Source organism: Pseudoduganella buxea (assembly GCF_009720835.1).
Taxonomy (GTDB): domain Bacteria; phylum Pseudomonadota; class Gammaproteobacteria; order Burkholderiales; family Burkholderiaceae_D; genus Rugamonas; species Rugamonas buxea.
This window is the reverse complement of the sequence record NZ_WNKZ01000273.1, coordinates 1-363: the sequence shown is the minus strand read 5'-3', so window position 1 is coordinate 363 and position 363 is coordinate 1. Positions and strand designations below refer to the sequence as shown.

1 protein-coding gene is annotated in these 363 nt (G+C 66.7%); it reads left to right on the top strand.

Going from position 1 to position 363, the window contains the following annotated elements; translation table 11 throughout:
* Window positions 1-363, top strand: a 363-nt coding sequence (locus tag GM672_RS27925; RefSeq protein WP_155473711.1) for an IS1595 family transposase, incomplete at both ends; no start/stop codon positions are given.

The following is a 363-nucleotide window of genomic DNA, read 5'->3' as shown; positions in this document are numbered from 1 at the left end:
TATCCGGCTGCGCGAAAAATGGCTACCGTTCCTGCAGTGCATGCTGGGTTCGATGACGGTACGCGCGGCAGCGGAAACGACCGGCATCCACCGCAACACGAGCTTTCGCTGGCGCCACCGCTTTCTTGCCATGGCCAAGGACGATCGGCCCCGCCCCTTGAGCGGCATCGTCGAGGCCGACGAGACGTATTTACTGGAATCGCAGAAGGGCGCGCGTCACCTGACGCGTCCTCCCCGGCGGCGCGGGGGCCATGCGAAAAAACGGGGCATCAGCGGCGAACTGGACTGCATTCTCGTGGCGCGCGACCGGCAAGGGCGTACCTGCGATTTCGTGCCGGGGCGCGGCCCCGTCACGGTGGCGCA